Origin of the sequence: Flagellimonas ochracea (assembly GCF_009903685.1) — a bacterium.
In the GTDB taxonomy this organism is placed as follows: Bacteria; Bacteroidota; Bacteroidia; order Flavobacteriales; family Flavobacteriaceae; genus Flagellimonas; species Flagellimonas ochracea.
Map to the genome: position 1 here is coordinate 719262 of NZ_JAAABI010000001.1, position 23172 is coordinate 742433.

Consider the following 23172-nt stretch of genomic DNA (forward strand, 5'->3'; position numbering starts at 1 on the left):
TTACAATATTTCTGGATAAGGTGCATTTATTTTTTTAGTTCGTCCAGCATCTTTTTAAATCCAAGAGCGACACCATTGGTCCAACCAAATCCATCCTGTGTTGGGTACTCACCTCCTCCCGATAGTAAGGAAAGGTCCTCAACGTTATACTTTTCCATCATCTTTCCGGTGTTTGCATATACCCTTTCGTTCAGGCTTAGCCAACGTTCCATAATTTCAATGGATTCTTGTTCATATCCATACTTCAAAAGACCTTTTACAGCCATCCATTGCAATGGTGCCCAACCGTTGGGGGCATCCCATTGCTGACCGCTATGTTCCAAGGTTGTTGTCAACCCTCCTTTTTTTAGAAAGGATTCCATAAGCACATTTTTTACGCTTTCTGCCTGTTCTTCGGTGGCTATTTCAAAATAGAGTGGATAAACCCCTGCCAAGCTAAGCTCTCCAGTGGTTTTCCCTTTCTTGAAATTATAGTCTTGGAAGAAGCCCGTTTCCCCATTCCAGAAATAATACCGGATGGCCGATTTTCGCAACTGTGCTTTTCTATAGAAAAAGGTCCGAGCATCCTCATCGGCTTTTAAAGTACTTGCCCTGTACAGCGTTCTTTCCATGAAATACAACAAGCAGTTGAGGTCAATTGGCAAGATGGAAGTGGTTTCCGTACTGTTGAATTCTCCCTTTTCCCCGTACCACCTAGAACTGAAATCCCAACCTGATGCTGCTGCGGACCTTAAATTTCGGAAAAGTAACTTTTGAAGGGAGTCTTTTTCCAAGTCACTGGCGAGGTGAATGTCCTCTTTATAAGCTTCTGGTCTTGGAGTGTCCGCTTGATCCCAATATCGGTTTAAATACACGTTTTTTCCCAAATCAACAACATGCCTCTGTGGACGTGCCTCCACAACAGTTTCGCTACCTTCCATCCAAAAATCATACTCTTTGGCGAGCTGAGGCAAATAGTATAAAAGCATATTTTCATCTTGACGTGCCAGCGCATCTACCATCAATGGATAAAAAGGCGGTTGCGATCTTGTGTTGTAATAATCCCTTGTGCCGTTGGGAATGAATCCCAAGGAATCAATTAAAAAGCTGAAATTGTCCACCATGTTTTTGGCTAAATCGTCCCGGCCATCCGCCAACAATCCTTCCATCGTGAAATAACTGTCCCAGTAATAAATTTCTTGAAATCGACCTCCAGGCACAACGTATTCGTAGGGCAATGGTATTCTTGAAGAATTGGGTACTAGACTGTCCGGACCACGGGTTAGTTTGTCCCACATCGACGAAATATGCTCGTACATGGTCTTCGTGGTATCCGTTTCAAAAGCCTGGGCCTTCATGGAGCGGTCTTGAAAGTGTTGTTGTACAAAGCTTTTTAAATCGAACTCAGGTTCATCTTTTTCTGCCAAGTATTTGGCTTCAAGAATTGCTATTTCTTCAGTTGGAACCAAATCAACAAAAGTCTTTGAATCCTCAAAAACAGCAGATAATTGTACATCTTTGAACAATTGGGAATCATACAGTGAAATCTGCTCAACAGTTTGTGGCGTCTGTCTACAACTGCCTAAAACTATGGAGCACAACAATAGGCCCAACACTAATTTTTTCATCAAAAATTGAATTAACGTTGCATAAATATAGGACAATAACAGCACATAGGTTTTCCGCAAGTCAGATGTGATTTGTACCTTAAGACCATGGGAGAAATGTCAATTCTGCGAAACCAGGTAAGAGACCATCTTCTTAGGCAAATTCATGATGGCAGACTTAAGGTAGGCAAGACGATAAATCTTGCGGAACTGTCACGAAACTTAAATGTAAGTGTAACTCCCATTCGAGAGGCGCTCAGCCAATTGGAATATGCCAAGGTAATCAGGGCCGTTCCCAAAACCGGTTTTGTTGTCCATCGCTTAAGTGAAAGGGAGGCGATAGACCTTTATGGCATTATGGCGCAACTGGAAATGATGGCCTTAGACGGGCTATCCTTTTCTGAAAAAGATTTAAAGGGATTGCGCTCTAGTCTAAAGAGACTCTCCGAAACAGACAATGCGCTTGACCAATTAAAGGCACGGTTTGGTTTTCATGATACATTGCTTCAAAATTGCGACAATATAGTATTGATACAGATTCTCGATAATTTAAAATTGAGGCTCCTGTTCTACGAACAACGCTTAGCCAACAACCAAGACTTTCATGAACTTATGCTAAATCAGCACGAGGCCATTATACAAGCGATTGAGGAAAACAACATTCCAACTGCATGCCTAGTCCTTAAGATGAATTGGACTGCTGTACGGGATCGTGTTATCAATCAAATGGGGTACTAGATGGGAAAAGCAATGTCCAAAATAAAAGGACAAGAGGAGCATTTCTAACTTACATACTCCAGCCCCATACAGTTTTTGAACAGAGAGATTGAAGCACTCACCAAAAGAAAACGAACCAAGATGTTGGTCAAAAGATAGATTTCGTATGGCCTTTTTCAGGAGTTGGAGACACCAGCGTTAAAAACCAATGTCTCCAAGGACAAAACTTAATCAATCTTTAAATAGGGAACTATCTAGTCCGGGAATTAGGTTCAAGGCGTTTTTATAGTAGACTTTTTTCAAAACTTCATCCGGTAAACCCATACCATACATGGCCCAAAAGGCATGATATTTCTTGTAATATGGAAAGTACTCATCTGCCGTTTCCAACACCCTGAAATAGGTTGGGAACTCTTCTGGTTTCCAACTATCCTTACCAAATAAAATACGATCTTGGTATTGAATAAAAAATGCTTTTGCCCTTCTTGGTTGCCTTCCCAGTTCCGCAATAATGGCACCAATGCCCACATACATATTTGGTATTTGCTCCATAAGCTCCCCTAGCCTATCCAGATTGTTGGCATACCAACCCATATGGGCATTAATGAACTTGGTGTTTGGGTGTTTTCTAAACATCCTGTGCTGCTCATCAATAATTTGCTGCCAAGGAGCGGGGTCGGTATCCGACCTTTTTCTTCTCGGTCGGGTTTTTAGTTCTAGCCAACGCTCATTGTACTTGTCAAAAGGATCCCAAAACGACTTGGGGTCTGCAGAGTGGATTAGAACAGGGATTCCCAATTCGGCACATTTTTCCCAAATGGGATCCAGTCTAGGATCATCCACGGCAATCCTTTTTCCATCTATATCTTTGTTTCTGAGTCCAAGACTTTTATAAATTTTCAATCCTTTAGCGCCGCTTTTCACATCCAATTCCAATTGTGTTGCTGCTTGTTCACCCCAATTCGGAGTTCCAACTCCACCAAAGTCCACATTTGCAAAAATGGCGAAGCGATTGGGATAGTTATCATTCACGTTCTTCAGCTTGGCCTTAAGTTCGGCACCTGACCCACCACTCAGATTCACCATGATTCCCATATTCAATTCGTCCATATCCTTTACCAAGGAAGATAAATCTTGTGTGGCCATCCCAAACTGATGGCTGTGCACATCAATAAAAGTATATTTGGCCCGATTCACCGGGTTTTCAGAAACCACCAAAGTAGATTTTGGACTATACTCCTCAAATCCCATATCCTGTCCTTGGGAAGCCATTGTTCCGAATAAAACAAGTAAAGAAAGACTAAACTTAAAACTCATAAGTTATTAATTTTCAATTAATTGATTGTATTTTTCAAGTGTGTCGATGTCAATTTCCCGACCAAGTGGTTCTACTTTTGCTATGTAGTTTTTGTTCTTCATGATTATCGCTTTTGCCCCATGATCTTGATTGAGCTCCTGCAATTGAGAAAAGAGGGATTTATCAAAAATGGCAGGCACTCCCAGTCTTTCTCCGTAAGATGTAGCCACGATACGATGTGCCCCTGAATCAAAAATATTTTTCATTTTCATAAGAAAGGTTGCATCCAAAAGGGGTTGATCTATCAATAAAATAAGTATACCCTTCAATTCCTTTTTCCTGTTCGTGATATGGGAAACCCCTGTTGCAATGGAATGACCCATTCCATTAGCCCAATCAGGATTCTGTATAGTTTTCACATCCGTTGGAATGGTTTTCTGAATGATTTCTGAATTGGCGCCCAACACTACATAGCACAAATTACTTACTGCTTTTGCTTGTTTTATGGTATGTCCTAAAAGTGTTGAATCTTCCCAAGGAAGCAGTTGTTTTATTTTGTCCTTCATTCTGGTGGAAGCTCCAGCGGCCAATATAAGTGTGGCGATAGAATTGGACATGGTCTACGAATGGATTTTACTCATTTTTTCCCTGAGTAACATAGGTTCTCGTTTATTACGAACCGTTAGAATTTCAGAAAGAATGGAAAGGGCAATCTCTTGAGGTGTTTCCGCACCAATATCAATGCCCGCAGGCCCATGAATCAAGTCCAATAAGTCTTCGGTAAGCTCTGGACAACGTTCCAAAAGTTCATCAAAAAGCTTTTCGCGACGTTTGTATGGTCCCAAAAGACCGATATAGGCGACTTTAATATCCTTCAGTGCTATTAAATATTGCAAGTCCTTAACATAGCTATGGGTCATGATGACCACCGCTGTTTGATCATCCACTTTAGGTTGAAATTGCTCTGGGTCTACTTGCAATAATTGATGAACCCCGGGAAAGTCAGTTTTTGACTTTCCTTCCTTTATGTTGGCAACAACGGTAACTTCCCAACCAGTAAGCGAAGCATATCGACACAACTGTACGGCATCATGTTCCGCTCCAATGATTATTAACTGAAAGCAGGGCTGCAGTTTTTGTTCAAAAGTGAATAGGTCTTCCGAGACATATTTTTTTTGAGATGAAACGGGATAATCTTTGTTCCCCAAAGTAAAAATACTTTGGTAAGCCCGATGGTCCCCTTGCTCTTTAGTGTAATATGAGCGAATTGAAAATGATTTACGCTGTTCCAAAAATTGGGAAAAGGCCGTTAAAAGTGTTTCATCGGGTTTGAAAGTCTCCAGGAGAATGTATAGAATCCCCTCGCACCCCAATCGGTAACGACCATCATAAATCATCATTCTGGAAACTCCAGTCGAAAACACGTACTGTGCCTGCCGCACCACTTCTTTTTCTACACAGCCTCCGCTGACGGCCCCAACCATGGTGCCACTTTCAAAAATGAGCATTCGAACTCCCGGCCTTCGGTACGATGACCCATCCAAAGCCACCACGGTTGCCAAAACCGCAGCCTCAGTGTCCTTCTTCTTTTTATATTCTTCGAATATGGTTTTTATTTCGTGCGTCATGGATTACATTATTCGTTTGGTACGCAAAAAGGGAACTTCCATTCCAGCGGTCATGGTTTCCTTCGGGTTCAATCGGACAAAGCCATCGGCTTTGGATAGACTCAGCAAATCTCCCGAACCCGATGTGGGCAAACTTTTTACATATATTGACCCTTGTCTCATAACCGCCGTCACCCCTTTGAAAAGTGTCAAATCTGTGGAATTTTCCATTGATTCCTCTAAAAGTACAGTAAATGATGGTGTTTTCATTCCCAAAGTTTTGTTAAGCCATGGAACAAAGTAGAGGTGGTAATTTACATAGGTTGAAACTGGATTTCCCGGAAAAGAAAAAACCAAGGTACTGGAATCGTGGTGTTTTCCAAACCAAAAAGGTTTTCCAGGGCGCTGCCGTACCCGATGAAATAGCTTTTCAATGCCCAAAGCAGCAAAGGCATCGGGCAAAAAATCATACTTTCCTTTGGAAACACCTCCGCTAAGAACAAGAACGTCATATTGGGTGAGCAGGCCTTTCAGATTTTCTTGTATTATTGATGCTTCATCCTTTAAGTGGTAGGATTCACCATCAATACACGCATCTTTTAAAAGTGTGACCAACGTATGGGAATTGGATGTGCGAATCTGATGGTGTTCTGGATTTTGGGATACCGCTACCAGCTCATTTCCAGTAGCAACTACAGCTACTTTTGGCAATTTCTTAACCCAAACCTTTGATTTTCCCACCGTGGCCAAAAGCCCTATTTCAGCAGGACCGATCATGGTTCCTGGATATAACAAAGCTTCATTTTTGGAAACATCGCTGGCTTGGTAATGTATGTTTTGTCCTTTTTTTATGGGTTTATCAATCAAGAACATGCCATTTTCTTGATGAATATGTTCATACATGATTACCGTATCAGCATCTTTTGGCACGATGGCTCCTGTCATCACCTCAATACAGGAAGCACCAGAATCTAGTTTTAGTTGTGGACTTCCTGCCTGGGCCACCCCTTTAGGATTAAAAACTGTTTTCGATGAAGTAAATATATCAAACCGAATGGCTATTCCATCTTTGGTCGCTCTATTGAACGGAGGAAAATCCCTGTCGGCCACAATGGTCTCGTCCAAAACCCTTCCTTGGGCCTGCAAAAGTCCAACCAGCTCCTTTCCATAGGAACAGGCTTCATTAAGCACCGTATGTAGGGCCTCATCAAATGAAATCATGAGAAAAGATTTAATTCAAAACCATTTTTAAGTAAAACACGCACACCGACAAACAAAACCAACAATGCGGTGAGCATTCTAATTCGTTGGGCGGAAAGTCTTCCGAGACTTATCCGTACACCCAGTTGACCTCCCAGCAGTACGGCTAACAACAACACAATAATTTCCGGCCAGAATACCTCAAAAGAATCACCGACCACAAGACCACTAATTCCGGAAATGGAATTCACCAAGATGAAAAAGCTGGCCAAGGAAGCGATAACTATGGGTTTGTCCCATTTGAGATGGTTGAGTACTGGAGCTAAAAATATGCCTCCTCCAATTCCAACCAAGCCCGATAAAAAACCGATTCCTGCACCAAGAAGATATGGAATATACACAGGATATGCCTTTGTGTTGTTTGATTTTAAAGACAGTGTTTGAAATATAAGTGTCACCGAAGAAACAATAAGGGCTATCGCCAGAATAATGAAAAAAACTTTTTCCTCCAGTCGGAAGGCGGCACCCAAAAACGCCAAAGGAATACTGGTAACAACAAAAGGCAAAAACTTTTTGAACTGTAAGTGGCCACTTTTATAATATAGCAAGCAGCTGCCAGAAACCACGATCAAATTACAAAGCAATGCCGTGGTGCGTATGGCAAAAAAGCTGGTCAGCACCAAGGTCAGGATTGCCAGATAGCTTGATCCGCCACCAAAACCAACGGACGAGTATAAAGTAGCTACAACAAAAAAGGCAAGTGTCAATAAAACAAGGTCAGTCGCGGCTATGGACATAAAGTTTTCATTTTGAGCATGCCCCCTGCGACGTTGCACAGGTTTAGGTCCGGACAGTCCTTTTGAAGTTGTCTTATCGCCCTTTCGCTTCGTTTGCCGGATTCACAGATCACAAATATTTTTCTATTTGTTTTGAAGTTCTTCGGGAGTGATTTCAATGCATCCAATGGAATATTCAAGGCTTCCTCCAAATGGCGGCCTTCAAATTCATCCGGTGTTCTAACGTCAATCAGTTGTATTTTTTCCTGTTCTCGTATGGATTGAAAATCCTCTGCACTTATGGAGGCAACAACACGACAATCCAAAGGATCATAGTGTTCTTGTAACCCTTTAATTTTCTTGTTCTTAGGATTTGTATTGAACCCAATTTTGGTAAAACGCTGCTGTAATCCATCAAATACCAACAGTTTTCCAGAAAGCACCTCCCCCATGCCGGTAATAAGTTTAACGGTCTCCAAAGCTTGAAGCGTTCCGATAATTCCTGGAAGCACGCCCAAAACTCCATTTTCATCACAGTTTGGCACTTCGTCAAAGGATGGCATGTTGGGATAAAGACAGCGATAGGTAGGACCTGTTTTATGGTTAAAAACGCTTACATGACCTTCAAATCCATGTAAAGCTCCATAAATGAAGGGTTTGTTTAGGATAACACAAGCGTCGTTTATCAAATAGCGCGTAGGAAAATTGTCTGTTGCGTCCACTACGATGTCGTAATCCCGAATTACATCTAGGGCATTGTCCCTAACCAGAAAGCTATCGTGTAACCTGAAGGTCGTCTTGGTATTCTGAGCCATTAATTTCTCATGCGCCGCCTCTAGTTTCATCCTGCCCACATCTACTTCGCTGTACAGTACCTGACGCTGTAAGTTGTGCAGTTCAACGCTGTCCTGGTCCATAAGTCCCAAAGTGCCCACCCCCATGGCATTGAGGTATTGAAGCACTGGGAGCCCCAATCCACCAAGCCCGACCACCAAAACCCGACTTCTGGCCAGCTTTTTTTGTGCTTCCGGACCGAAATCTTTCAATTGTATTTGTCTGGCATATCGGGCATCCATAGTCAGGAAATTTTAGACTTTACATACTCATAATCCGAGATGGAGTTGGCATTATAAAGTACTTCATCATGATCGGGATAGAGCAATTCAATATCGGAGTTGATCAAAAACTTTCTGGGGCAGGAACTTTCTGCTGTCTCTAAATATTGCTTTGCCCGTTCCAAACCCTGAGGTTCCCAAATGGTAATTAAAGGTTCGGGCAGTTTGGTTTTTTTAGTGGCGAATGAGGTGGCCAATTTATTGGGATTCCGCCGATGAGCAAGCTGTTTTATTGTTTCCGAATTTATTAATGGAAGATCACAGGCCAAAACCAACCAGGCTGCCTTTGGATATAGTCTATGGGCACTCAATATACCATTAAAGGGGCCTCTGTACTCGTTTTGGTCTTCAATGGTTTTAAAGTGCGAAGGAATTGATGCTTGTTGTTGTGGTCTAATGCTCAGAAAAACAGAGTTGCAAACCTCATTCAAAAGACCATAAAGGTACTCTTGATGCGGCATGCCATGGTACTGAATAAGATTTTTGTCCGAACCCATTCGAGTACTCTTTCCTCCTGCCAACACAAGGCCATACAATTTTGGGATGTTCTTATCCTCCATACCTTGAAAATACGTTTTTTAGTTGATTTTTCAGCCTCCAATCGAAGTCATGGAATTGTTGAACACTGTTTGCGCATGCTCCTTTTGGGCTTCGAAGCCTGTTTTTGCCCTTTTTCCTATTACCTCCAAAATAGCTTTTGAAACGTTTTCCGCTCCATTCGAGGCTCTTAGTATGTCCCTCAGGTTGGCCTTTGGCTTTCCATAGAGGCAAGTAATCATATCACCAGTGGCAGTAACTCGAAGCCGATTACAGCTGCCACAAAAGGTTCTGCTAAAGGATGGAATAACGCCGAACGTGCCTTTATGACCTTCGATTTTGTAATTGATGGAAGTAGAGGTTTTTGGAGATTCCAGTTTTTTATAATTGGGGTACGTTTTTCGGATATGCTCAAGGATGGCGTGATAGTTCCATTTGATAAAACCGAAGTTTTTTGAGCCACCATTAAAAGGCATTTCTTCCAAAAAACGAACGGAAACATTGTAGTGTTTCATTACTTCCAGAATGGGAATGATGTCCTGCTCGTTTTGCCCTTCCAACACAATAAAATTGATACGCACATTGAATCCCTCTGTAATAAGCCTGATAAGATTGTCATGTACGGTATCAAATTGTTTTCTACGGGTAATGCGCTCAAAGGTTTCCCTGTTTATGGAGTCCAGGCTTACATTTATGTTTTTGATGCCCAATTGTTTTAGCTCGTCAATATAAGGGCCAATCAATGTGGCATTGGTAGTTACCGAAATGTCATGCAATGCTTGCATTTGGCTCAACTCCCGAAGCAATACCATCAAGTCTTTTCGGACAAAAGGTTCACCTCCTGTTATCCGAATCTTATCGATGCCCTGGGAGACCATAATTTTACTGACTTGAACAAGCTCGTCAATAGAAAGCAATTTGTCATTCCTAGCGAAATCGATTCCTTCAGACGGCATGCAGTAGTTACAACGCAGATTGCAACGGTCTGTAACCGCAAGCCGTAAATAATTTATGGTTCTACCGTGATTATCAATCAACATAAAATTGTCTAAAATTTATGGTTACCCACCACTAACTGGAGGAATCAATGCAATTTCATCATACGAGTTGATGATATGATCATCATCAGCATAGGCATTGTTCACAGCAACAGCCAAAGAGCTCAACTTGTTCAACTCTGGATAGGTTTTACCAAGATATACTTTTAATTCTTTCACCGTGTTGGGCATTCTTTTTCCCGACACGCTGGAAGTAGGAAAGGACAATGTGGGGCTGCCCACAATGTCCTTTGTGATTCCGAACAATAAGATTGTCATAACTCAACCAATAATTTCCTTAGCGGGTGCTTTTAAAAGTTCAGGTGTTTTGGCAAATGGCTGTTTGTAAAGCCGGTTTCCAGTGGCTGCACTGAAAGCATTGGCAATAGCCCCTCCCGCCGGTGGCAGTGTAGGCTCTCCAAGACCGGTAGGCGAATATTCATTTTGAATCAAATGAGTCTCCACTTCAGGTGCTTCCCGCATTCGCAACAACCTGTACCTATCGTAATTTGTTGCCGTAGGCCTGCCATTTTCAAAGGTGAGCTCACCATACATGGAATGCCCTACTCCATCCAATACACCACCTTCAATCTGGTTAAGTGCTCCCAAGGGATTCACTACGATTCCGCAATCAACCACGCAAGTAATTTTCTTCACCACGGCTTCGCCGTTTTCGATTTCAACATCGGCTACTTCAGCTACGTGGGTATTATGGCAGTAATAGTTTACAAAACCTTGGTATACGTTGTCTGGTTTTTTGCCCCAGCCCGATTTTTCAACCGCAACCCGAATCACCTCTTTCATTCTTTCTGGTGAATATTGGATGCGTTCATCCTCTTCAGGTTTAACCTTATCCAAAAGGTCTAAACGCAGTTGTATTTTGTCCACTTCCATCAATTCGGCCAGCTCATCAAAGAAACTTTGCTCGGCATAGGCCAAGAAGTTGGTATAAGGCGCTCTCCATGCACCAGTAGTGATGTTACTATCATAAGATGCAGTATCCACTTGGTAGTTTTCAATCGCTCCTGCAGGGAAGAAATTAGGTATCAATCCATACATATTGGAGTTTACCGCGGCTTCTTTCAAATGATAGGCGGTTACCTTTCCATCTTTCACCCCGGCCTTTATTCGATATTTTATGGCCATTCTGTAAACCCCATCTTCCATATCATCTTCTTTGGAAAAGACCAATTTCACCGGTTTTCTAACTTTATCCGCAATTTCGGCCACCTCTATGGCGAAGTCACCGTAAAGTCTTCTTCCAAAACCGCCACCAATTCGGGTCATTTCCAAATGAATGTCCTTGGGATCACGACCCAACATTTGAGCCACAAAACCGGCGGTTCCCTCTGGAGTTTGTATTGGACCAATCAAGCGCACCTTTTCGTCTGTCACATCGGCAAAAAAGTTCATGGGCTCCATGCAGCTGTGGGGCAGGAACGGGGATTCATAGGTGCGTTCCAAGATTTCATCGGCTTCAGCAAAAGCTTTATTTATGTTTCCATCGGAACGTTTGGTCTCAAACGTATTGCCACTTAGAAGATCGGTCAATATTTTGTCGTGTTCGGCAGTACTTTCCGCTTTGCTCGCTTCTTCCCACTCCACTTTTATGGCGTTTTTGGCTTTCAAGGCTTCCCATGTTGAATTGGCAATGACCACAACCTTATCACTGTCGCTTGTAATATTGGTGATTCTGGGAACCTCTTCTTTCAATCCACGCAGTTTTTCACCAATAGTGAACACATCGATAACTCCCGGCATGGCCTTGGCCTCAGTAGCATCGTACGATACCAGTTTGTGACCAAAGGCGGGCGGGCGAACCACCGCAGCATATACCATTCCCTCTTCTTTGTAATCCAATCCGTAGAGTGGTTTTCCCGTGATAATTTCATCAATATCAACATTGGGGGCGTCCTTACCTATTATTTTATAGTCTTTGGGACTTTTTAATTTAACGTCTTCGGGCACTTCTAAAAGAGCGGCCTCATTGACCACATCGCCATAGCCCATTGTATCTCCAGCAGCATTACTGATCACCCCTTCACTTACGGAGCATTCAGATGGGTCCACGCCCCATTTTGCCGCCGCCGCCGATACCAACATTTGTTTTGCGGCAGCTCCGGTTTGTCTCAAGGCATCCCAACCAAAACGGATGGACTGGCTACCTCCAGCAACCTGACGTGTGTAGTTTTCTGTATCCAAAATGCCTTGTTCCACATGCACATCCTTCCAAGCAACATCCAACTCCTCTGCTATGATCATGGGCATGGAGGTCTTTACCCCCTGCCCTACTTCTGGATTTGGTGAAAAAATGGTGACTGCTCCATTGTCCGCAATTTTGATGAAAGCATTGAAGTCATTATAATCCAGACTTGCCAAATCAATTGCGGGTTCCGAAATGACCTTTGGTTTGCACGCCTGAAAAAGGTTAAAGCCTATGAGCATACCTCCTCCTGCCAAGGAAGAGTTGCGAAGAAAGGCTCTTCTACTAAGATTGTTATTTTGTGTTGACATTGTTGTTGTTTTTGGGTATAAAAAGCTAGGATTACTAATCCATGTTCTCCGAAGCAATCATAACTGCCTTCTTAATTCGCGTGTAGGAAGCACATCTGCAAATATTACCATGCATGGCATTTTTGACCTCTTCTTCTGAAGGGTTGGGATTTTGAGCCAAGAAAGCCGAAGCGGTCATGATTTGACCAGCTTGACAATAACCACACTGGGGCACGTCCACCTCTTTCCAAGCTTGTTGTACAGGATGGTCACCATTTTCTGAGAGGCCTTCGATAGTGGTAATGGATTTTCCATCGATTTGTGTCATGGTCAGCGAACAGCTGCGCATGGCAGTTCCATCCACGTGAATGGTACAGGAACCACATTGCCCAATTCCACATCCATACTTGGTGCCCACAAGGTCCAAATGGTCCCTCAGCACCCACAATACAGGAGTGTCTTCCGCCACATCCACAGTCTTGGAAGCCCCGTTTACTTTGATTTGATACGTTGGCATAGGTTTTTGAATTGATTACTTGTTGAAGTTACCAAAAATTGATTGCAATGTATTTTTTTTAACAGCGACCTATTTTTTTTAACGTTTCTTTAAAAGGATTCGAGCTTCGTCATATAATTTTCACTCAAATTGAGCGTTGTGCAAGAAGAACCTCAAACACTATTGAAAATGAAAAACGCTTTCCTTTATGGTGCAGCCCTGCTTATTTTGCTTTTACTTTCTTCTTGTGGCAATGCCGATGACGATGTAAGCTTTGATATCAACCAAAGAGAACTGGGCCTGGGGGAAGAGCCAGATAGGTGTCTTGGTTTTGAAGACAATGAGCTGTTACTTTCCATTCAGGATGAATTCACTACCCTGCCCGGTAAGGTTTCTATCCTATTTAAGGTTTCTGACCTCATGGGAAATCCTATCTCTGGACTAACAGCAAATCAATTCACGGTTTATGAACAAGGGAGGAACGATGATTGTTTCAATACCATTTCCTCATCAGAATCACAGGCCAGAATATCACCGAACACCCAAGTTTTCAGCAATACCACTTTGCTTGTTTTGGATTTAAGCAACAGCGTACTGGAAAGTAGCTTGACAGAATTGAAAAGTGCCGCCTCCAGTTTTGTGGACAATGTCATGCCCAATCCAGAAACGGAAGCTTTTTCCATGGCCATTTATTGGTTCGATGGTGAGGATGTTCTTCATCTTTTGCAGCCTCAGACTTCTTCCTCAGTGGCGCTCAAGAATTCCATTGATGGCATTACTGCCGACATAAGTGGTGATCCTTCAACAGATTTATATGGAGCTGTAATAAAATCCACGGACATTGCGGAAGACCTTATTCAGGCGAGCAATGATGCCTCCAGGATTGGTGCTGCTTCCATTGTTTTGTTTACAGATGGTACGGACCAAGCCTCTCGCTATTCTGAAGAAAGTGCACTGGATGCCGTTGCAAATGCCAACCGCAATATCTCTTATTTCACTATTGGTCTTGGTTCAGAAATCGATGCCGATGTCTTGGCAGATATTGGTAAAACAGCCAGTGTGTTTGCTGGCAACAAAGAAGAACTGGAAACCACTTTCAATCAAATTTCACAGCGTGTCTCCGAGCTGGCAAGTAGTTTTTACCTTTTTGAATACTGTACTCCAAAGCGGGATGGCAGCGGCAACAATAATTTGATAATTCAACTGCAGTACAATAATTTGAGCGGGGCGGTACAGACCGAATTCAATGCCAATGGATTTACAGGAGGATGCCAGTAATGGATTTTTTGACTTTCTAAAAGATGCTTTTCAATATTTCAGTATATTGAACAAGTTAAAAAATGAAATCCATGTTATCCACTAAAATACACACTCTTGTTTTCTTCTTTGTTCTAATGTTTTGTTTTTCTTTTCAGGGCCTATCACAAAAATTAAGCCCTATCGAGGGCCGGTGGGACCTGGAAATGAAATTTAAGGGCAATACGGTTCCATCCTGGTTGGAAATCAGATATTCCGGGCATGAGACCTTAGTGGGCAGGTTTGTCTTTGCTTTTGGAAGCGCCAGACCTATTGCCGAAATCAAAATCTTTGGTGATGACCGATTTACCTTCAGTATTCCGAGACAGTGGGAACCCAAAGGTGGACATATGATATTTCATGGGCAATTGGAAAATGACAACATAAAGGGAACAATGATCTACACTGATGGCTCTATTTCGCAATGGACTGGAACCCGTGCCCCTAAACTGGTATATCCAGAAAATGTAGAATGGGACAAACCCATTGAGTTGTTCAATGGTAGGGATTTATCAGGATGGCATGTGGATGGAGAAAAGAATCAATGGGAAGCAGAGAATGGCATTTTGGTCAATCCCGAATCTGGTTCCAACCTCATTACAGACCAAAAATTTGAAGATTTTAAATTGCACATCGAGTTTCAATATCCGGAAGGCAGCAATAGCGGCATCTATCTTCGTGGCCGTTACGAAGTACAAATTGAGGACAACCATGGCTTTGTGCCCATGGATATTTATTTTGGCGGGATTTATGGCTTTTTGGAGCCTAACGAAAATGCGGCCAAACCTGCCGGAGAATGGCAAACATATGATATCACTTTGATTGGAAGAAGGGTTACCGTGGTGGCCAATGGTAAAACCGTAATCAGCGATCGTACCATACCGGGAATTACAGGGGGTGCCTTGGATAGCAAAGAAGGTGAGCCCGGGCCAATCATGATTCAGGGAGATCATGGACCGATCAAGTTCCGGAACATCATCCTAACTCCATTGAGAGACTAGTCGTCCTAACATACAGATTCCAGCTTCTTCTTTAGGCAATGACATTGATAAGTAGGGTTTAAGACTGCAAAGGTGTTCTATTTATAGACGACTAAGAACATCCTAAGACCAAAACAAAGTATGAACTTAAAAAGAATGTCATGGATGTCATCAAAGAAATAATTCAGAATAGTGCCATAGGGCCTTTATCCAAAGGATATCAAAATTTAGTGCTTTCCCTTTTCATGTCCATTGTTTTTACCCTTGCGATTATGTTTGTAGTGCTGCTGGTACATGGTTACAGTGGAAATATCCAATTTGGATACTAACGATAAATCAGTGCGTTTCCAAAGTTCTGCCCATTGATAGGTTTTGATAAATCGAGTAAGAATCCATTGATAACGGCATGTGTGATTTCACCTTCTTTTCGTAAAAAGAAAGTCGCATTGACCCCCGGCTGGAGCTTGAACTTGGATTTATTGAAAGATTCTGAAACCAAATTCCTTGGCTCTTCGACGTAAGGGGCGGAAGGCAAAAAATCATACCTATAATAGGCATAGCCCATTTTTAGAAAATCCTTGGATTTTTCCCAATCTTGCCCGGTATTTACCCTACTTTTTTCTGGATATACTTTTGGCGCCACAATCTCATAGCCTGAAGCATCAAAGGTTTCATAGCCATAGTAGGTTGACAGGTCGCCTTGATCCACAATAACACCTTTATTGTAGAAGTCCTCATGCCCATCATTATCAATTTCTTGTCTGTGAATGCCTAAATCCAAAATGTAGTCTTTTCCAAGCAGTTCATAGGTGGCATTTTCAATTTTAAGGTCGAACAGCTTACGGTCATTGCGGGGTATTTTTTCATAGTCCTCAACAGGAATGTTTTTATAATCCCCATTGGCAATGGTATGTAATGCAGAAAGAATGGACACGTAGTTCAATTTTCGTATTTCTTGCTTTTCCAAATCATTGGCATAACCACCAGACTCTATCAAAATAAGACTTGTGCCCCACTTGGCAATATTATCACCAAAGGCCCGGGGTTCAAAATCATCACTATACCGCCCCACTTGTCCTGGAGCATATTTTTGGATGATATTGTTCATGTAAACAATTACCTTCATGGCATTGGCCCGGATATCATTGATGTCTTTTTCGTAGTTATAGGCCGTGGCCAGGTAGGAGATGGTAGCTGGTTTATCGGTCAATTCTGCATTATAATACGTGCTTTGATCGTGTAGATTGAATCCAAAATCAGCTTCCAGACTATCTCTAAGCCGTTTTAGTGCCCTGCCTTCCGGGGATTGCAAACGCAAGGCATCCCTGTTGATGTCGATACCCAACGCATTTCTGCGTTCATACACCTCCGCCCCATCAGGATTCAACATGGGCAAAAAATGTAGTTTGAGCCTTGATAGGATCTCCTCCTTTTCGGATTGGAGCGCTTCAGCATCCAAAAAACGGAGAATATCAAAAATTGCTTGGGTTGCCGTTGGTTCGTTCCCATGCATTTGGGACCACAAAAAAACATCGATATCCCCTGAACCTATACTGATCAAATGCAAATCCCTCCCCTCAATGGACTCCCCGACCTGCTGCACTTCAAATTTGGGATTGCTACGGTAACTCGTAATCAAGGGTTGAAGTTGTTGGTGTTTAATCCTTCTTTTATCAAGTGTTGGCTCTTTAAAATCTTCGTAGCCTGCATAGAGTTGGTTTGTGAAATCACCTTGAGCGGTCATGGGCATTATGGCCATTAACATCAGTGACGCGAAAAGTCGTTTTATCATAAGATTATTTTGTGGGAACAGGTTTAAAATTAAGTCTTTTGGTAGCCTTTCGAACGTTGTTCATGAATTCCATTCCGGGGTCTGTTTTTTCGGTGCGGTACCCATCGTCGACTTCCAACCACAGCGAGTGGCCTTCAAACTGGGTGTATTCCTGATGGCCAATAACGTATTCAATAGGATATTTAGAAGCCAATTGTTTTACCAAATAGATGTTTGCCTTGAGCTGTTTTTTGGTCAATGGCAATTCTTTGGTCCCACCCACATTCTCAATGCCTATGGCACAATGGTTCAATCCAATGGTGTGCCTTGCCATAACGGTTTCGGGCATCAATTGATAAATGGTGCCATCTTGGTCCACCAAAAAATGCGCGGAAACATTCAGTCCGCTGACACTTTCTATATCGGGCCGCCAGTTGGGCAACGTGGGTCTATTGAACGCTTCGAAAGATTTTTTTAGGGAAGGAATGGCCGTCCAGTGCAGAACAATCATACTGGGCGTAATTTCCGGCGAATCTTGTTCCAAATTGTATCGCTGCGACAAGTATTCTTTGGTAAGTTCCACCCGTTCTTCATTAAACAGAATTGGAATTTGGACAATCTCTTTTTTTGAAGCACAGGAAACCAGAAGAAAAACTATCATCAAAAGCAGTATGCCGCGCTTCATTTTGTTTCATTTTTAACAAAGGTAGTATCTCTGGGAATTGCATAACAAATAAATAACCGCTTTTTGCCCCATTGCCTGGCCTTTTTCACATCCTCACCCATGTAGATGTCAATGCGGTTCCGCCATCGGTAGTGCATCTTATCCTTTACATAAAATGTATCGGGGAAGGTATCGATTTTGACCATGGTGTTGTGTGTAAGCCCCATCTTGATCAAATCTCTGGACACCGCAATAGTTTTCATGCCCGGTTTTAGGGTATCCCCCCAAGCTGCAATAGCAGGACTGATACTGTCCGTTTGCCAAGGCACGGAGTTGTAGGCCGAGGCAATAACCTCATGCCCTATCCATTCAAACTTGGAGTTTTCAACCGACTGTGGCTGTGAACAGGAAACCAAAAGGACAATCAAAAGGTATGCTTTTTTCAAAAGGACAGTACATAGGTTGGTTCTATAAAGATACAGATTCCTCAAAATTACCTGGGCAAGGGAACATATGATTTGTCCTGTTCCATCATGGGAAAGGATTTGTTCCGCCAATCATCTTTGGCCTTTTCAATCCTTTCTTTGCTCGAGGAAACAAAGTTCCAATAAATATGGCGCTCTTCCGGAAGGGGTTCTCCCCCAAAAAGTAGCAAATGCGTATTGGGCTGTAAGATGATTTTACAGGTATCTTCCACCTTGGACACCAAGATGTTTCCTTTTTCCACAGTTTCGCCGCAGGCTTCAATGGTCCCTTCCACAATGCAAATACCAATCTCGCCCTTCAGCCGCTCTTCCACATTTAAGATATAGGAATCCTGATTTTTTATTTCAACCATAAACAATGGGGAATGTACAGGCACAGGTGACTTTTTACCATACCCCTCCCCTGCAATCAACGTAAATTTGGCACTTTCATCTTTCCATCGGGGAAGTTGGTCTGCTTTAATATGATGGAATTGCGGTTCCATTTCCTCTAAATGTTTTGGCAAAGCGACCCAGATTTGATAGCCGTGGGCCGTAAATGTATTTCCATCCCTGAGGTCTTTCGGGGTCCTTTCGGTATGGGTCACGCCCTTTCCGGAGGTCATCCAGTTGACAGAACCCGGGCGGATGCGTTGGTGGGTGTCCATGCTATCTTCATGAATCAATTCGCCTTCCAACATATAGGTCAGAGTGGAAAGCCCAATATGGGGATGCTGGTCCACATCCATGTACTTATCGGGCCCCAACTGGGTCGGTCCCATATGATCAATAAAAATGAAAGGACCTATCATCCGCTTCTTCCGAAAGGGAATCAATCGGCCGACTAAAAAATCACCGATATCGCGACTGCGCTCTTCAATAATCAATCCGATGTTGGACATGAGGTATTTCTTTATATTTAGCCCATAATTTACAACAAATCTTAAACCATGAAACTATTTAAACGCATTCTGATCCTACTCGTGGCAGCCGTTGGGGTTTTGGTATATCTCAATTATCCCAAATTGAACATTATTGCGGGCTACGCTGCCAAAAACATGGCTTCGGGGGTATTTGTTGCTGGTCGTTCCGAAGCATCACTATCTCAAAATGACAACAATGTGCCCTTGGTAAAACTGGCAGAAACTGAGATTGATACGAAGCAGGAAATCGCTTCCGCTTCGGTCTACGGACTTTTGGAGCGCAAGGCTCTATATCGGGAAGGATTGGGAACGGTATTGATTAATGATGATTATGATGAAACCAAAGACATCCCAAAACCCATCCGGAACCAACCCTTGGACACGGTGCCTTACCCTTACGGACAAGCCCCGCCGAAGGATACGGTTTTCAGTGGAGTGGATATGGACCAACTGAACAAGGCCATTGGAATTGCATTTGCGAATCCAGAGACCCAAAAAACACGAACAGTACTTATTCTTTATAAAGGGCATCTTTTGACAGAGCGATATATCGACGGATTTACTCCCAACACGCCCGTTTTGGGATGGTCCATGACCAAAAGTGTCCTGGCCACCTGTTTTGGAATTTTGGAGCATCAGAAAAAATTGGAAATGGATTGGCCGGCACCCATTGCGGACTGGAAAGACGACGAGCGCAAGAATATTACTTTGAACCACCTGCTTCGGATGCAAAGCGGCTTGGAATGGGAAGAAGATTACACCAAAATCTCCGATGTGACCCGCATGCTCTTTTTGGAAAGCGATATGACCCAAGCCCAAAAAAAGAAACCTTTGGTCGCCCAACCAACAGAGATTTGGAATTACTCTTCGGGCACCACCAACCTGCTTTCTGGAATTTTAAGACAGCAGTTCCGAAGTCATCAAGAGTATTTGAATTTTCCTTACGCAGCCTTTATCGATAAAATTGGGATGTATTCTATGGTTATGGAGGCGGATCTAGTGGGAAATTATGTGGGTTCCTCCTACTCCTGGGCGAGTACTCGCGATTGGGGCCGTTTTGGACAACTCTATTTGAACCGTGGTAATTGGAACGGAGAACAGCTTTTTGATGCCTCTTGGGTAGATTACATCAGCACACCTACCGAAAACTCCAATGAAAGGTACGGCGCCCATTTTTACCTCAATGCTGGAGGGCATTATCCCGATGTTCCCAAAGACTTATTTTCCTGCAATGGGTATCAGGGGCAACACATTTTTATTATACCGTCTAAGGACTTGGTGATAGTACGTACCGGATTGGCCGAAGAACCCGATTTTGATGCAAATGCATTCCTGTCAGCTGTCGTAAAAAGTGTACCGTAAATCGAGCAGAGCTACTGAAACTGGCGGTAAACCACAAGAAAAAGGCACTTCACAACAATAATTTCATTTATGGGAAGGTCGGTGGTACATTTACCATGTAATTAATTCGCAAGTAAATTTTTTCATTTTCATATAGTGTTCTCGTAAAAGAGTCTTGACCCAAGTGGCAAGGCTCTTTTCAATTTAGGGCTATCCTGAAGAAAGGTGCCGCATCTCTACTGCGCTCGATGTGGCAACCAATAGCCAATCCTTGTAATGCTGAGCAGCGCGAAGAATCTGAATCCTTCATTTAAGTATAAATTCTTCAAATGCTTTGCACTTTTAGAATGGCAAATTGAACGTTGCTCATTATGAATTGTAAATTGCCAATTGACTCACGGAATCCACTTGTTTTTCCCAAAATTGGGCTTGCGCTTTTCCAAAAAGGCATTTCTGCCCTCTTTGGCCTCGTCGGTCATATAGGCCAACCGTGTGGCTTCGCCCGCAAAGACCTGTTGCCCTACCATACCATCATCCGTAAGGTTCATGGCGAATTTGAGCATTTTTATGGACGTGGGTGACTTTGCCAAAACCTCTTGCGCCCACTGGTAGGCCGTAGCTTCCAACTCCTCATGAGGGACCACCGCATTCACCATCCCCATTTCGTAGGCTTCTTGCGCGGAATAATTCCGGCCCAAAAAGAAAATCTCCCGTGCTTTCTTCTGCCCAACCATTTTGGCCAAATAAGCCGACCCGTAGCCTCCGTCGAAACTGGTGACATCAGCATCGGTTTGTTTAAAAATGGCATGTTCCTTACTGGCCAAGGTCATATCACAGACCACATGAAGGCTATGCCCCCCACCCACGGCCCAACCAGGTACTACGGCAATCACCACTTTGGGCATAAACCGAATCAAGCGTTGCACTTCCAAAATATTCAATCGATGGTAGCCATCTTCGCCCACATAACCTTTATGGCCCCTGGCTTTTTGGTCGCCACCACTGCAAAACGCCCATTTTCCATCTTTGGCGGAAGGTCCTTCACCGGATAGCAAAACCACACCAATGGAGGTGTCCTCCTGCGCATCGTAAAAGGCTTTGTAGAGTTCGCTGGTGGTCTTGGGTCGAAAGGCATTGCGCACGTTGGGCCGGTTGAACGCAATTCGGGCCACACCATCACATTTTTTATAGGTAATGTCTTCAAATTCCATGGCGGTTTGCCAGTTGGGTGATTTCATGTGTTGCAAATTTGTGAACCACAAAGTAACGGAAATTCCAAATCATCGTCATTGCGAGCCGAGCGGAGTGCGTATGAGAAATCTCAAGTCTTTTCCCAAGTCATTTCGAACCTTGCCCTGAGCCTTGCGAAGGATCCGTGAGAAATCTTATGGGAAATCTTAAAACATTCCTTGGCAGCCCCCTACCTCCACAACATCCAGATTTCTCAATCGTCCCGCCCGAAGCCGGGACTCCTATCGAAATGACTACGGGTGTTGAAAAAAATGGATAACCGAAAGTCAAGGCCCTTGATTTTGAAAGAAAATTCAACGAACTTCGTTAGGTTCAGCTAAATAATAATTAAAACGATTTTTAGCTTAATTGTTATCTGCCATTAGAGAAATTAATCGAAAATTGTTTTGATGGTTATTAAATGGTTGGTGTATGTTTTAGCATTCCTTTTGGTACTTGCCGTTGCGAGCTTACTTGTCTACAGGAGTTATTTAAAGCATACTACAAAAATTAAATCACCCAATGGTATCAGTTCGCTGGAAGAAATAACATTGGGAGAAATAAAACAATGGATTTTCATTAGAGGTGAGGACATCAATAATCCGGTATTGGTATTTCTCCACGGTGGCCCTGGTGCTCCATTGTTTGGCATGTCGAGTTCACGCAAACTGGATGCTGTATTAATCAAGCATTTCACTATCGTCCATTGGGACCAACGCGGAGCAGGTAAATCCTATCACAGAAATATACCGATTAAATCAATGTCTTTTGACAGATTGGTAGAAGACTGCAATGAGTTAATCGATCACATCAGGAAAAGGCTTGATGTAAAAAAAGTGTTTCTGGTAGCGCACTCCGGAGGTTCAATAATAGGAATTAAAACGGCTTATAAATATCCTGAAAAAATACATGCTTATGTAGGTGTGGCGCAAATCATCAACGACTTTGAACAGCAAAGAATTTCATATGAATATATTGTTGAGGAGTCCGCCAAAACCGGAGATACAAAAAAAATAAATACCATCAAATCGCTGGGGCCACCACCATATGAATCAACGTCCGAAGTCAACAAAAAAGACAACTATGTTTTCAAATATGGGGGAGTACTGCGTGGCAGCTCTTATAAAATAGGACTTCTGGCACTCAATTTTTTAACTTCCCCGGAATATAGCTTGTCAGAGGGATTTGCAACCATTATGAATAAAGGGTTTGCATTCACATCCGATGCTATGTGGGATGAAATGAGGAGTATTAATTTGACAGCAGAAATCAAGTCTGTGAAAGTCCCTACATATTTCTTTGAAGGAAAATACGATATGGCAACTCCAACAATCCTTGTCAAAAGCTTTTACAATGTTTTAGATGCGGAAAAAGGTAAAAAGCTTATCATTTTTGAGAACTCAGCACATCTCCCAATGATGGAAGAAAAAGTGAAATATGAAGAATTCTTAATAAACCATGTTTTAAAAGAGGTCAGGCCAAACTAATTTTCTGACAAAACAAAAAGCAATAAAGCAGATAACAAAAAGTAAAGCACACTAAAGCGATGCTTTACTCAGGGCCGATAACGAAACTTACTTCTCCGCTTCTTAACCCTTAGATTCAAAAAAAAAATTAGGGGCCTTTCTATTGTTCTTTTTGT

At 42.7% G+C, this 23172-nt stretch carries 23 protein-coding genes; 6 read left to right on the plus strand and 17 right to left on the minus strand.

Translation table 11 applies throughout. The features are described 5' to 3' along the window. Nucleotides 1-26 precede the first annotated feature (26 nt). Entirely contained in the window at nucleotides 27-1607 is a 1581-nt protein-coding gene (gene treF, locus GTQ34_RS03360; RefSeq protein ID WP_166522338.1) for an alpha,alpha-trehalase TreF, read from the minus strand. Between the two features lie 87 nt (nucleotides 1608-1694). On the opposite strand from treF, the gene GTQ34_RS03365 reads away from it, so the two are divergent. Beyond that, nucleotides 1695-2324, plus strand: a complete 630-nt coding sequence (locus tag GTQ34_RS03365) for a GntR family transcriptional regulator (protein ID WP_166522339.1) — start codon at nucleotides 1695-1697, stop codon at nucleotides 2322-2324. Nucleotides 2325-2534: 210 nt separating this feature from the next. On the opposite strand, the gene GTQ34_RS03370 is transcribed toward GTQ34_RS03365, so the two are convergent. The 11 genes from GTQ34_RS03370 to GTQ34_RS03420 are packed head-to-tail and all read right to left on the minus strand — an operon-like array spanning nucleotide 2535 to nucleotide 12882. After that, nucleotides 2535-3620 carry an amidohydrolase family protein gene (locus GTQ34_RS03370; protein WP_166522340.1) on the minus strand — a complete coding sequence of 362 codons (1086 nt, stop codon included), beginning with the start codon at nucleotides 3618-3620 and terminating at the stop codon, nucleotides 2535-2537. Nucleotides 3621-3626: 6 nt separating this feature from the next. Next, the gene (locus tag GTQ34_RS03375; protein ID WP_166522341.1) at nucleotides 3627-4217 is read right to left on the minus strand and encodes a nucleotidyltransferase family protein; all 591 of its coding nucleotides are present in this window, start codon (nucleotides 4215-4217) and stop codon (nucleotides 3627-3629) included. Between the two features lie 3 nt (nucleotides 4218-4220). Continuing rightward, a complete protein-coding gene (locus tag GTQ34_RS03380; RefSeq protein ID WP_166522342.1) occupies nucleotides 4221-5228 on the minus strand; it encodes an XdhC family protein in 1008 nt (335 codons plus the stop codon). Between the two features lie 3 nt (nucleotides 5229-5231). Next, entirely contained in the window at nucleotides 5232-6428 is a 1197-nt protein-coding gene (locus tag GTQ34_RS03385) for a molybdopterin molybdotransferase MoeA (RefSeq protein WP_208103814.1), read from the minus strand. After that, complete coding sequence (locus tag GTQ34_RS03390; RefSeq protein WP_166522343.1) at nucleotides 6425-7204, minus strand: sulfite exporter TauE/SafE family protein; 780 nt, start codon at nucleotides 7202-7204, stop codon at nucleotides 6425-6427. Before GTQ34_RS03390 ends, GTQ34_RS03385 begins: the two co-directional genes overlap by 4 nt. Further along, on the minus strand, nucleotides 7195-8259 hold the full coding sequence (locus GTQ34_RS03395) for a HesA/MoeB/ThiF family protein (RefSeq protein WP_166522344.1): 1065 nt from the start codon (nucleotides 8257-8259) through the stop codon (nucleotides 7195-7197). The genes GTQ34_RS03390 and GTQ34_RS03395 overlap by 10 nt, the downstream gene beginning before the upstream one ends. Nucleotides 8260-8261: 2 nt before the next feature. After that, nucleotides 8262-8858, minus strand: a complete 597-nt coding sequence (locus GTQ34_RS03400; protein ID WP_166522345.1) for an NTP transferase domain-containing protein — start codon at nucleotides 8856-8858, stop codon at nucleotides 8262-8264. A 30-nt stretch (nucleotides 8859-8888) separates the two neighbouring features. Next, nucleotides 8889-9875, minus strand: coding sequence for a GTP 3',8-cyclase MoaA (gene moaA, locus GTQ34_RS03405; RefSeq protein WP_166522346.1), 987 nt, complete (start codon nucleotides 9873-9875; stop codon nucleotides 8889-8891). A gap of 21 nt (nucleotides 9876-9896) precedes the next feature. Further along, the gene (locus GTQ34_RS03410) at nucleotides 9897-10151 is read right to left on the minus strand and encodes a MoaD/ThiS family protein (protein WP_166522347.1); all 255 of its coding nucleotides are present in this window, start codon (nucleotides 10149-10151) and stop codon (nucleotides 9897-9899) included. Between the two features lie 3 nt (nucleotides 10152-10154). Continuing rightward, nucleotides 10155-12386: a xanthine dehydrogenase family protein molybdopterin-binding subunit gene (locus GTQ34_RS03415; protein ID WP_166522348.1), complete on the minus strand. Its 2232-nt coding sequence runs from the start codon at nucleotides 12384-12386 to the stop codon at nucleotides 10155-10157. Nucleotides 12387-12420: 34 nt separating this feature from the next. Continuing rightward, entirely contained in the window at nucleotides 12421-12882 is a 462-nt protein-coding gene (locus tag GTQ34_RS03420; protein ID WP_166522349.1) for a (2Fe-2S)-binding protein, read from the minus strand. 168 nt (nucleotides 12883-13050) lie between these two features. Between GTQ34_RS03420 and GTQ34_RS03425 the strand changes: the two genes are divergently transcribed. The 3 genes from GTQ34_RS03425 (at nucleotide 13051) to GTQ34_RS03435 (ending at nucleotide 15466) form a co-directional block, all read left to right on the plus strand. Beyond that, a complete protein-coding gene (locus GTQ34_RS03425) occupies nucleotides 13051-14139 on the plus strand; it encodes a vWA domain-containing protein (protein ID WP_166522350.1) in 1089 nt (362 codons plus the stop codon). Between the two features lie 71 nt (nucleotides 14140-14210). Further along, nucleotides 14211-15158, plus strand: a complete 948-nt coding sequence (locus GTQ34_RS03430; RefSeq protein ID WP_166522351.1) for a 3-keto-disaccharide hydrolase — start codon at nucleotides 14211-14213, stop codon at nucleotides 15156-15158. Nucleotides 15159-15298: 140 nt separating this feature from the next. Then, a complete protein-coding gene (locus GTQ34_RS03435) occupies nucleotides 15299-15466 on the plus strand; it encodes a hypothetical protein (RefSeq protein WP_166522352.1) in 168 nt (55 codons plus the stop codon). On the opposite strand, the gene GTQ34_RS03440 is transcribed toward GTQ34_RS03435, so the two are convergent. From GTQ34_RS03440 to GTQ34_RS03455, 4 genes are read right to left on the minus strand one after another with little or no spacing between them, the layout of a single operon-like run. Continuing rightward, the gene (locus GTQ34_RS03440) at nucleotides 15463-16929 is read right to left on the minus strand and encodes a M14 family zinc carboxypeptidase (protein WP_166522353.1); all 1467 of its coding nucleotides are present in this window, start codon (nucleotides 16927-16929) and stop codon (nucleotides 15463-15465) included. The two genes, GTQ34_RS03435 and GTQ34_RS03440, sit on opposite strands and share 4 nt — an antisense overlap. A gap of 4 nt (nucleotides 16930-16933) precedes the next feature. After that, the gene (locus GTQ34_RS03445; protein ID WP_166522354.1) at nucleotides 16934-17593 is read right to left on the minus strand and encodes a peptidoglycan recognition protein family protein; all 660 of its coding nucleotides are present in this window, start codon (nucleotides 17591-17593) and stop codon (nucleotides 16934-16936) included. Beyond that, a complete protein-coding gene (locus GTQ34_RS03450) occupies nucleotides 17590-18018 on the minus strand; it encodes a 3D domain-containing protein (protein WP_166522355.1) in 429 nt (142 codons plus the stop codon). The genes GTQ34_RS03445 and GTQ34_RS03450 overlap by 4 nt, the downstream gene beginning before the upstream one ends. Nucleotides 18019-18065: 47 nt before the next feature. Next, nucleotides 18066-18938, minus strand: a complete 873-nt coding sequence (locus GTQ34_RS03455; protein ID WP_166522356.1) for a pirin family protein — start codon at nucleotides 18936-18938, stop codon at nucleotides 18066-18068. A gap of 48 nt (nucleotides 18939-18986) precedes the next feature. Between GTQ34_RS03455 and GTQ34_RS03460 the strand changes: the two genes are divergently transcribed. Continuing rightward, nucleotides 18987-20321: a serine hydrolase domain-containing protein gene (locus GTQ34_RS03460; RefSeq protein WP_166522357.1), complete on the plus strand. Its 1335-nt coding sequence runs from the start codon at nucleotides 18987-18989 to the stop codon at nucleotides 20319-20321. 374 nt (nucleotides 20322-20695) lie between these two features. Here GTQ34_RS03460 and GTQ34_RS03465 read toward each other — a convergent pair whose 3' ends face one another. Next, entirely contained in the window at nucleotides 20696-21538 is an 843-nt protein-coding gene (locus GTQ34_RS03465) for a 1,4-dihydroxy-2-naphthoyl-CoA synthase (RefSeq protein WP_166522358.1), read from the minus strand. Nucleotides 21539-21940: 402 nt separating this feature from the next. Here GTQ34_RS03465 and GTQ34_RS03470 point away from each other — a divergent pair, with 402 nt between their 5' ends. Further along, the gene (locus GTQ34_RS03470; protein ID WP_166522359.1) at nucleotides 21941-23017 is read left to right on the plus strand and encodes an alpha/beta fold hydrolase; all 1077 of its coding nucleotides are present in this window, start codon (nucleotides 21941-21943) and stop codon (nucleotides 23015-23017) included. Nucleotides 23018-23172: the final 155 nt, after the last annotated feature.